At 68.4% G+C, this 10,959-nt stretch carries 7 protein-coding genes; 2 read left to right on the top strand and 5 right to left on the bottom strand.

Annotated features, from left to right (window positions below; translation table 11 throughout):
• The first annotated feature begins 1,085 nt into the window (after positions 1–1,085).
• On the top strand, positions 1,086–2,459 hold the full coding sequence (locus CMO28_RS22705) for a M23 family metallopeptidase (protein ID WP_296717395.1): 1,374 nt from the start codon (positions 1,086–1,088) through the stop codon (positions 2,457–2,459).
• Positions 2,460–2,573: 114 nt separating this feature from the next.
• Here CMO28_RS22705 and clpB read toward each other — a convergent pair whose 3' ends face one another.
• The gene (clpB, locus tag CMO28_RS22700; RefSeq protein ID WP_062768172.1) at positions 2,574–5,171 is read right to left on the bottom strand and encodes an ATP-dependent chaperone ClpB; all 2,598 of its coding nucleotides are present in this window, start codon (positions 5,169–5,171) and stop codon (positions 2,574–2,576) included.
• A gap of 240 nt (positions 5,172–5,411) precedes the next feature.
• On the opposite strand from clpB, the gene CMO28_RS22695 reads away from it, so the two are divergent.
• Entirely contained in the window at positions 5,412–6,182 is a 771-nt protein-coding gene (locus CMO28_RS22695; RefSeq protein WP_062768169.1) for an MOSC domain-containing protein, read from the top strand.
• Positions 6,183–6,283: 101 nt separating this feature from the next.
• Here the strand turns inward: CMO28_RS22695 and CMO28_RS22690 are convergent, their stop codons facing one another.
• The 4 genes from CMO28_RS22690 to hisS form a co-directional block, all read right to left on the bottom strand.
• The gene (locus tag CMO28_RS22690; protein WP_296717391.1) at positions 6,284–7,492 is read right to left on the bottom strand and encodes a DUF4167 domain-containing protein; all 1,209 of its coding nucleotides are present in this window, start codon (positions 7,490–7,492) and stop codon (positions 6,284–6,286) included.
• Positions 7,493–7,688: 196 nt separating this feature from the next.
• Positions 7,689–8,585, bottom strand: a complete 897-nt coding sequence (gene prmC / locus CMO28_RS22685; RefSeq protein ID WP_296717389.1) for a peptide chain release factor N(5)-glutamine methyltransferase — start codon at positions 8,583–8,585, stop codon at positions 7,689–7,691.
• Positions 8,582–9,670 (bottom strand): peptide chain release factor 1, encoded by a 1,089-nt coding sequence (gene prfA / locus CMO28_RS22680; RefSeq protein WP_296717387.1) that lies wholly within the window; start codon positions 9,668–9,670, stop codon positions 8,582–8,584. The genes prmC and prfA overlap by 4 nt, the downstream gene beginning before the upstream one ends.
• A 10-nt stretch (positions 9,671–9,680) precedes the next feature.
• Positions 9,681–10,925 (bottom strand): histidine--tRNA ligase, encoded by a 1,245-nt coding sequence (gene hisS / locus CMO28_RS22675; protein WP_062768157.1) that lies wholly within the window; start codon positions 10,923–10,925, stop codon positions 9,681–9,683.
• Positions 10,926–10,959: the final 34 nt, after the last annotated feature.

The following is a 10,959-nucleotide window of genomic DNA, read 5'->3' as shown; positions in this document are numbered from 1 at the left end:
TCAGGTGCCTGCCCCTCTTAAAGGGCTGTATTTCCTGGCTTTTCAGCCCCGCCCGGCGCCGCGTCGTCCGCGGTGCCCGTCGGTGTGGGGCGGTTTATATGGGGATACGCCCCCCCTGTCAACACACTTCGATGACGTTTTCGCGACGCCCCTGAGCCTGTCGGACATCCCCTTGAAATCATGAGAGATCATCCATCGCTCTTCCCGCCGGTTTCCCGGCCACCCGGCAAAGCCTCTGCGATTTTTTTTCCGGCGCCGGCATTTTTCGGGGCCGCCTGCGACACATCCGGCGGTCTTCCGCCCCGCTGGGCCCGATCAGGCGCGTGACCATCCGGAGACCGGACCACCGGATACGGCACCCGTAGAAGCACGGTTCCGCGGAGCCCCCAACGGTCCAATCCATGCTCGTGCACGAGCGCGAGGGCGCCCGCGCGCGTCCCCCCTTCATATTTCGCACCGCATCGCAGCATGCAGCACCACATGAAGTGAGGTATCCAAGTGGTTAACGATACATGGCTTTTTTCCTATCTTGCTCTGCATCACGGCTGCGACGTCCTGCCCCGGCCATCGCGCCCAACATCCCGTTGACACCCCGCCTGCGCTTCGGCACAGTGGCAAAAAATCGAAAACAAAGTCGTGAGCCTTTTGTTCGCTTTCCGCGCTGGCGCCGGTATCGGCAACAGCTTGGAACCGACCTCCGGGTCGTTTCGACAAGTCGGCAGGCATCCGATCGAATCGCTTCACGCCCGGCTCTCCTTCCGGAGACTCGGTCTGACGTCAATTGACTGACCGCATGCAAGATATGTCATCGTTTGATGGATGATCTGTAAGGTCAGTGAACGGATGCCGGGCCCCGGGACGTGGATGATGCGGATGCCCGCTGGAAACGGACACAGGATCACGAAGATCGGCCAGAAAGAGGCAAGTCCAAAGTGATCGGGCGACGCATCTCGACCGGAATGTCGGACAGGCGGTACCGGCAGGTCGGGAGCACGCGACAAGAGCGGGTTCAAACTCAAAGGGGCGACTTCATGCGGTTCACCACCGACGGGCTTGGTGTGCGACAAAACCTGTGGGGCAGGACGATGGCTGCGGCCGTCGCGGCAATCATGGGGGTGACGCTTCTCACCACACCCGGAACTTCCACAGCCGCCGAATATGTCGCCTTCGCCGACCCGCTGGTGAACAGCTTCGATCCCTTCGACATGACGCTCCGCAACCAGGCCCCGGTTGCAGCGCCCGATACCCTGACCCGCCGCCTGCTCGACGAACGCCTTGAACTGCGCACCCTGACGCCCTCGACCAATGCCGCCGAGATGGGCCCCATCATCCGCACGGCAACCGTCGAGCGTGGCGACACGATCATCGACCTTCTGGTCCGCAACGGCGTCGCCCAGGAAGACGCCTATGCGCTGGTCGATTCGATGCGCAAGGTGTTCAACCCGCGCAGCCTGAAGATCGGCCAGGAAGTCACCCTGACCTTCCCGCGCCAGCGGGCGGGTGGCGGCAGCGGCCCGGTGACCAGCTTCCAGATGGCGATCGACGCCGAGCGTCAGATCCGCATCGAACGCAGCGGCCTGCAGACCAGTTTCACCGCCGTCGAGGTGCGCAAGGAGCTGAACCGTCAGCTCGCCCTGGCCTCCGGCGAGATCCGCTCCAGCCTGTACGAAGCAGCCGCCGCGGCAGACCTGCCGGTCTCTATGGTGTCGGAGCTGATCAAGCCCTTCTCCTACGACGTCGACTTCCAGCGGGACATTCAGCCGGGTGACCGCTTCGAGGTGCTTTATGAGCGCATGGTCGACGAACAGGGCCGCGCGATCCGCAATGGCGACGTGCTGGCGGCGACCCTGGTGGTCGGCGGTCGGTCACTGACCCTCTACCGTTTCGATGACGACTGGTTCGATCCGAACGGCAAGAGCGTGCGCAAGGCCCTGCTGCAGACCCCGATCGAGGGCGCCCGTCTGACCTCGGGCTTCGGTGCCCGCCGCCATCCGCTGCTCGGCTACACCAAGATGCACAAGGGCGTGGATTTCGGCGCCCCCACCGGCACCCCGATCATGGCTGCCGGTGACGGCGTGGTCGAGAAGGCCGACTGGTTCAGCAGCTATGGCAAATATGTCCGCATCCGCCACAACGGCACCTACTCCACCGCCTATGCCCATATGAGCCGGATCAACGTCCGGGCGGGCCAGAAGGTGAAGCAGGGTCAGGTGATCGGCGCGGTCGGCACCACCGGCCGCTCCACCGGACCGCATCTGCATTACGAAGTGCTGGTGAACAACAAGCAGGTCAACCCGAAGAGCATCAAGCTGCCAGTCGGCCGCACCCTCGCCGCTGCCGAGCTGAAGAAGTTCCGCCAGACGGTCGCCCAGGTCGAGAAGCAGGTGGCGAGCCTGCGCGGCGCCTCGGCCACCCTGGCCAGCACCACCACGGCGACACCGGGCCGCTCCACCGAGTGATTTCGCGGCCAGCCGGCGCAGATCAGCCGGAAGCGCCCGCCCGGACCGCAACGAAAAACCCCCGCCCGATCGCTCGGGCGGGGGTTTCTTGACGTCTGGTCCCCGGGATGCCGATCAGGCCGCCGCCGCTTCAGGCGTGCTGGTCTCGAAGACCAGCGCGCCGTCCCGGACATCCGCCCGAACCGTCGAGCCCTCGGGCAGGCGGCCTTCCAGCACCATGCGCGCAAGCGGGTTCTGCACCTCGCGCTGGATGGTCCGCTTCAGCGGCCGCGCGCCATAGACCGGGTCATAGCCGGCATCGGCCAGCCAGTCGCGGGCGGCAGGGCTGAGATCGAAGCCGATCTGCCGTTCGGCCAGCCGCTTGACCAGATCGGTGATCTGGATGTCGACGATCCCGCCCATATGCTCGCGGCCGAGCCGGTGGAACAGGATGATCTCGTCCAGCCGGTTGAGGAATTCCGGACGGAAGGCCGCACGGACCACCGCCATCACCTGCGCCCGGACGTCTTCGGCCGGCGCACCCGGTTCCTGGCCCGCCAGAACCTCGGCGCCCAGATTGCTGGTCAGGATGATGACCGTGTTGGTGAAGTCGACCGTCCGTCCCTGACCATCGGTCAGCCGGCCGTCGTCCAGCACCTGCAGCAGAACGTTGAACACGTCCGGATGGGCCTTTTCCACCTCGTCGAACAGGATCACCTGATAGGGACGCCGGCGCACCGCCTCGGTCAGCACACCACCTTCGTCATAGCCGACATAGCCCGGAGGGGCGCCGATCAGCCGCGAGACGGCGTGCTTCTCCATGAACTCCGACATGTCGATGCGCAGCAGCGCCGCGTCGTCGTCGAACAGGAACTGCGCCAGCGCCTTCGACAGCTCTGTCTTGCCGACGCCGGTCGGGCCAAGGAACAGGAAGGAGCCGATCGGACGACGGGGATCCTGCAGCCCGGCGCGGGCACGCCGGACGGCCTCGGAGACCGCCGCGACCGCCTCTGCTTGGCCGATGACGCGCTCGCCCAGCACCTGCTCCATGCGCAGCAGCTTGGCCCGCTCACCTTCCAGCATCTTGTCCACCGGCACGCCGGTCCAGCGCGAGACGATCGCCGCGATATGGCCGTCGGTCACCGCCTCGTCGAGCAGCCGGCTCTTCACCTGCTCCTCGGCTGCCTTCAGCTTCCGCTCCAGTTCGGGGATCCGGCCATAGGCCAGCTCACCGGCCTTGGCCAGGTCACCGCGCCGCTGGGCGTTGGCAAGCTCCAGCCGCAGCTGGTCCAGCTCCTCCTTCAGCTTCTGCACACCTTCCAGGCGGCCCTTCTCGGCCTTCCAGGATGCGGTCATGTCGGCGGTCTGCTTCTCCAGCCCGGCAATCTCGCCTTCCAGCTTGACCAGCCGGTCCTTCGACGCCTGATCGCTTTCGCGCTTCAGCGCCTCACGCTCGATCTTGAGCTGGATGAGCCGGCGGTCGAGTTCGTCGATCGCCTCGGGCTTGCTCTCGATCTCGATGCGCAGCCGGCTCGCCGCCTCGTCGACCAGGTCGATCGCCTTGTCGGGCAGGAAGCGGTCGGTGATGTAGCGGTTCGACAGCGTCGCCGCCGCCACCACCGCGGCATCGGTGATCCGCACGCCGTGATGAAGCTCGTAGCGCTCCTTCAGGCCGCGCAGGATCGAGATGGTCTCGGGCACCGTCGGCTCTTCGACCATCACCGGCTGGAAGCGCCGGGCGAGTGCGGCATCCTTCTCGATATGCTTGCGATACTCGTCGAGCGTGGTGGCACCGATGCAACGCAGTTCGCCGCGGGCCAGTTTGGGCTTCAGAAGGTTGGAGGCATCCATCGAGCCTTCGGCGGCACCAGCCCCGACCAGGGTGTGCAGCTCGTCGATGAACAGCACCACTTCGCCCGCCGCCGCGTCGATCTCCTGCAGCACGGCGCGCAGCCGCTCTTCGAACTCACCCCGATATTTGGCACCGGCGACCAGCGCCCCCAGATCCAGCGCCAGCACCTTCTTGCTGCGCAGGCTCTCGGGCACATCGCCATTAATGATGCGCAGCGCCAGCCCCTCGACGATGGCGGTCTTGCCGACGCCGGGCTCGCCGATCAGCACCGGGTTGTTCTTGGTGCGGCGGCTGAGCACCTGGATGGTGCGGCGGATCTCTTCGTCGCGGCCGATCACCGGGTCGAGCTTGCCGTCCCGCGCCGCCTGGGTGAGGTCGCGGGCATATTTCTTGAGCGCGTCATAGCCCTGCTCCGCCTGCGCGCTGTCGACCTTGCGGCCCTTGCGCATGTCGCGGATCGCGGCCTCCAGCGCCTGTGGCTTCACACCGGCCGATGCCAGCGCCTTCTGCGCCTCGGTCCGGTCGACCAGGGCGAGCGCGAGCAGAAGGGTCTCGGCCGCGACATACTCGTCTTCAAGCCGCTTGGCCAGGGCCTCGGCCTCGGTGAACACGCGGCCGGTATCCGGCGCGAGATAAAGCTGGCCGGCACCGCTGCCTTCGACCTTGGGCAGACGGGTGAGCGCGCGCTCGGCCGCCTCGCGCAGCTTCGCGGGGTCACCGCCCGCGGCCTGCACCAGACCCAGCCCCACGCCCTGCTCGTCATCGACCAGGACCTTCAGAAGATGTTCGGGCGTGAACTGCTGATGCCCCCGGCCCTGCGCCAGCTGCTGGGCGGCCTGGAGGAAACCCTTTGCCCGATCGGTATAGCTCTCGATATTCATGCCGTGGCGTCCCTCGACGATCGTCCGATGGAATGGCGCGCGTCCCTGGCTTTCGTGGCGACGGCGCCGACCGACCTGCCCCGGCGATCCTCCGCTGCTGCGGCCGGCCACCGGGCGGACCGGTTGTCCCCGGCCCACATCCCATGTGGTGAACCGGCAACAGTCGTGCAAGATCGCCTCGCACCATCTTCATGCATCGCTATGATGCGGATCTGACCTGCCCTTCCAGGAGACCGAGGGATGGCCGACGGCGCCTTGATCGACATCAACCGCTTCCCCGTGAAGAGCCTGTCCGTGGACCGGCTGACGGAAGCCCGGCTGGAAACCGGTGCCGGCCTGCCCGCCGACCGCCGCTTCGCCTTTGCGAAAATCGGCACCCAGCCCAATCCGTTCCAGCCCGAATGGCGCCCCAAGGCGGCCTTCCACGTGATGGTGACCGAACCGCGCATGGCCGCCATCGCCTGCCGCTACGACACGGAAACCGACCGGCTGGTACTGACCCTGCCCGACGGAGAGGCCATCGCCGGCCAGGGCGACGATCCGGATTTCGCGGTCCGCGCCGGCCAGTTGGTCGCGCGCCATCTGGACCTGCCCCCGGCCAGGGCGCCGATGCTGGTCAAGGCCGGGACCGGTTCGTTCACCGACAAGGAACGCCAGATGCTCTCGATCACCAATCTGGCGAGCGGCCGGGCGCTGGCTCACGCCATGGGGCTTGCGCCCGAGGCGCTGGATCCGCTGCGGTTCCGCAATAATCTGGTTGCCGATTTCGGCGAGCCCTGGATCGAGCGCGACCTGATCGGCCGCACCATCGAGATCGGCGAGGTCGCCGTCGAGGCCGTGGCGCCGGTCATTCGCTGTGCCGCCACCCATGTCCGCCCGGGCACCGCCATCCGGGATCTGGAGGTCCTGCCGGCCCTCTCCTCGACCCAGGGCCACAAGGAATTCGGCGTTTTCACCGTCGTGACCCGCCCCGGCACGATCCGCGCCGGCGATCCGATCACCATCCGCTGAACCGCCCCCGACGGAGGCCTGCCCCCGGATACACGAACGCCGCCGTCGGTCATCCCGACGGCGGCGTTCGTTCAGGCAGCAATGGCAGCCGGCCGGGCTCGTCAGCCGGCCTCGCCCTCACCCTCGCTCGCCTTGCGGCGGGTGCGGGTGGTGGTCGCACGCTTGCGGACCGGCTTCTCGACCGGTGCAGCCCCCTCGGCGGCAGCCGCTTCTGCGGCCGCGGCCATCTCGGCCTTGGTCCGGCGGGTGCGGCGCGGCTTGGGCGCCTCGGCCTCTCCGGCCTCGGCTGCCGCAGCCTCGGCGGCCTTGGCGGTCCGGCGACGCGGAGCAGGTGCCGGCTCGGCCGGCTGTTCGGCCGCCGGTGCCGAAGCGACGGGTGCCGAAGCAACGGGCGCCGGCGTGGCAGGTGCCGGAGCGGCAGGTGCAGGGGCCGGAGCGGCGGGCGCCGGGGCAACCGGTGCCGCGGCAGCAGGCGCAGGCTTTTCAACCGGTGCAGGCTTTTCGGCCACCGGGGCCGGCTGCTCGGCAACCGGCTGCGGCGCCGGGGTCAGATCGCCGGCCGGGCGCCTTTCACGCGGCTGCTCGCCACCGAACAGATCGCTCTCGCCACCGCGCTCGGTGTCGCGCTCATCACGGCCCTCGCCACGATTGCCGCGACGGCCGCGACGACGGCGACCACCCCGCTCATCATCGCGATCACCCCGGTCGGGTCGCTCGCCACGCTCGGGCCGGTCGCCACGCTCGGGCCGGTCGCCGCGATCGGAGCGATCGCCACGTTCGGGCCGATCTCCGCGTTCAGACCGGTCACCACGTTCGGGCCGATCGCCACGCTCGGCGCGGTCACCCCGATCACGGTCCCCGCGATCGAAACGGCTGCCACGCTCGAAACGGTCGCCGCGATCGCCGCGCTCATAGCGGTCGCCACGGCTCGGGCGCTCCGCCGGCTCGGCGGCCTCGTCCTCACCCTCGGCATCGCCGGTCTCGGTCTCGTCTTCCTCGGAGTCCGTTTCGGTCCCCGGGCGCGAGAACCGGTCCTGAACGGGGCTCCGGTCGGTGCGGTTCTCGTCCTGGGTGCCGTTCATCAGGCGCAGATAATGCTCGGCATGCTGCAGGCAGCTTTCGGCCAGCACCCGGTCGCCCGAACTCGACGCATCACGGGCCGCAGCCAGATAACGATCGATGACCTGGGACAGGTTGCCCTTGATCTTGCCGGCAGGGCCGTTGCTCTCAAAGATCCGGTTGCGGTTGACCGGCTGCTGCGGCCGGGGGCGACCACCACCGCCGCCACCGCCACCCTGCTGCCGTCCCATGCGCGTCCGCTTGGAATTCGGGCCGTTCCTCATGTCAGTCCAAGCCGTCCTATCTGTTCTGTGTTACGGCCGAACGGGCCGTCGATGTGCCAGGTGGCAAATACTCGTGTGACCGCTCCGCAAGGGCGGCCGGTCGGATCCGGGGCATCACGGTGTCCGCCGGTTGCGGACGGCCTGCCCAAGGGATCCGTGTGGCTCAGGGCGCCACCGCTCCGGCATGCCGCGCGGTCACGCAGCGTCCGATACGGCCCAGATCATTCCTTACGGATGTCGTCAATCCCAGGTCGCCGAAGAGGCGCTCCACATCCCGCGCCTGTCCTCGTCCGACTTCCACACATGCGAGCCCTTCGGGGTGCAGCAGGCGTGCAATCACGGGTGCCAGCACCCGATATGCCTCGAGACCGTCATCACCGCCATCGAGGGCAAGATGTGGCTCGTGCCGCGCAACCTCCGGATCCAGGGCCCGGATTTCACTGGTAGGTATATAAGGCGGGTTCGACACGATCAAGTCGAATACGTGGCCGGGTGCGGCCGAAAGCGCCGTCGCCCAGTCGCCGACGACCACCACCGCGCGGTCGGGCGCAATTCGCGCCAGATTGCCCCGGGCCACCCGCGCGGCGGCCTCGGAACGGTCGACCGCAACCGCCTGCGCTTCGGGCAGCTCGCTGAGCAGGGCCGCCGGCAGACAGCCCGAACCGGTGCCCAGATCCAGGATCCGCCAGGGCTGGCCACGGCCTCGGCCATCGGCATCGACGAAATCCAGCACGGCCTCGATCAGGGTCTCGGTATCGGGCCTGGGGGTCAGAACATCGGCGGTGACGTCGAGATCGATGGTCCAGAAGCCGCGGGTGCCGAGGATCTGAGACAGCGGCTCACGCGCAAGCCGCCGGGCAAGCATGGCCTCCGCCGCGGCACGCGCATCGGGCGAAACCGGCTGGTCGCCGCGGGTCAGCAGGCCGGCCGCATCCAGCCCCGTCACCCGCTCCACGATCATCCGCGCTTCAAGCCCCGCATCCGCGCCGGCGACGTCGGCCAGCCGGGCCGTCAGCATCCGACGCAGGGCGTCTGCGTCACCGCCCCCGGCCGGGCTCATGCGCCGGTCTCGTCCAAAGCCGCCAGCCGGGCGGCCTGATCCTCGGTCACCAGCGCCTCGATCAGCTCACCCAACGCCTCGCCCGCCACCACCTTGTCGAGCTTGTAGAGGGTGAGGCCGATGCGGTGATCCGTGACCCGGTTCTGGGGGAAGTTGTAGGTCCGGATCCGCTCGGACCGGTCCCCGGACCCGACCAGGCCGCGCCGCTCTGCCGCGCGCGCCTCGGCCGCTGCATCACGGGCCTGCTCGAACAGCCGCGCGCGCAGGATCTTGAGCGCCTTGGCCCGGTTCTTGTGCTGCGAGCGCTCGTCCTGCTGCACCACCACGAGGCCGGTCGGCAGATGGGTGATGCGAACCGCGCTGTCGGTGGTGTTCACATGCTGGCCGCCGGCACCGCTCGCCCGGAAGACGTCGATCTTCAGGTCCGCCGGATCGATGGCGATGTCGACCTCTTCCGCCTCGGGCAGGATGGCGACCGTCGCCGCCGAGGTGTGGATGCGGCCCTGGGCCTCAGTCTCGGGCACACGCTGCACCCGATGGACGCCGCTCTCGAATTTCAGCCGGCCATAGACGCCCGCCCCTTCGATCTCGGCCACGACTTCGCGGAAGCCGCCGAGGTCGCTCTCCGTCGCCTGCAGCAGCGAGACCCGCCAGCCGGCCTCCTGGGCGTAGCGCTGATACATGCGGAAGAGGTCGGCTGCGAACAGCGCCGCCTCTTCGCCACCGGTGCCGGCACGGATTTCAAGGATGGCGCTGCGGTCATCGGCCTCGTCGCGCGGCAGCAGCATCACCCGGACGGAGCGGTCCAGCGCCTGGCACTCGGCCTCGAGGCTCCGGCACTCTTCCTCGGCCAGCGCCCGCATCTCGGCATCGGCGGCCGGATCGCCGGCCATCACACGCGCTTCGGCCAGTTCACGCGCCGCCTCCCGCTGCCGGCGCACGGCCTGGGCGAGTTCGTCGAGCCCGGCGAATTCGCGGGACAGGCGCACATAATCGCCCGACCCGGCAATCGCCGGGTCGGCGAGCCGTGCCGCCAGTTCTTCGTGGCGACGCAGGACCTGATCGAGCTTGGCCTGAAGCGACATGACCTGAGGGTCAGCCCCGCGCGGCCAGGCGGTCGACGAGATCGGCGAGCGCCACCTCGGTCTGGGCGCCGTCGTCCAGGCTCTTCAGCTGGGCGGCACCGCGGGCAAGCTCGTCATCACCGAAGATCACCGCCTGGGCGGCACCCACACGGTCGGCGCGCTTCATGCGCTTCTTCAGATTGCCGCCATAGCCGAGATCGACCACGACACCGGCCTTGCGCAGCCGGCGCGCCAGCACCATCGCCTCGGCCTCGGCAGCCGGGCCCAGCGGCACAAGCGCCACCGGACGGATGGTGGCCGCCGGCGGCTCGGCCAGCAGCGACAGCCGCTCGACGCCGGCCGCCCAGCCGACGCCCGGGGTCTCGGCACCGCCCATCTGGCCGATCAGCCCGTCATAGCGGCCGCCGGCGAGCACGGTGCCCTGGGCGCCCAGCCGGTCGGTCACGAATTCGAAGGTGGTGTGGCAGTAATAGTCGAGCCCCCGCACCAGATAGACATTGCGGCGGTAGGGGATGCCCAGCCGGTCGAGCCCGGCCAGGACCGTCGCGAAGAAATCGGCGGCATGGGGCGTCAGGTAGTCGTCGAAGCGGGGTGCGTTCGCCACCACCTCGCGGTCGCCGGCATCCTTGCTGTCCAGCACCCGCAGCGGATTGCGGTGCAGCCGCTCGCGGCTGTCATCGGAGAGGCGGTCGATATGGCCCTCCAGATAGGCGACCAGCGCCGTGCGATAGGCGTTGCGGCTCTCCATGTCGCCGATCGTGTTGATCTCGAGCATGGTGTCGCCCAGTACGCCCAACCGGTCGAGAATATCGGCGCCGAGGGCGATGACTTCGATATCGCCGCTGGGTTCGGGCACGCCCAGCAGCTCGACACCGATCTGGTGGAACTGCCGCATGCGGCCCTTCTGCGGGCGTTCGTAGCGGAACATCGGGCCGCGATAGAAATATTTGAGCGGCACCTGCTGCAGCAGCCCGCCGGAAATGACCGCCCGGGCGACGCCGGCCGTGCCCTCGGGGCGGAGCGTCAACCCCTCCCCGCCGCGATCGGCGAAGGTGTACATCTCCTTCGTCACCACGTCCGACGTGTCGCCCAGGGTGCGCTTGAACACCTCGGTGAATTCGAAGATCGGAGTCGCGATCTCGCCATAGCCATAGGTGGCGCCGACATGGGCCACCGCATCGAAGACATTGCGATAGCGCGGCATCTCGTCGGGCAGGATGTCGTGGGTGCCGCGCACCGGCTGCAGCTTGGCCAAGGCTGGGGGTCTCCGTCAGGCAGGTTCTGGGATG

Origin of the sequence: Tistrella sp. (assembly GCF_002684955.1) — a bacterium.
GTDB classification, from domain to species: Bacteria; Pseudomonadota; Alphaproteobacteria; order Tistrellales; family Tistrellaceae; genus Tistrella; species Tistrella mobilis.
This window is presented reverse-complemented; position numbering and strand designations above follow the sequence as displayed.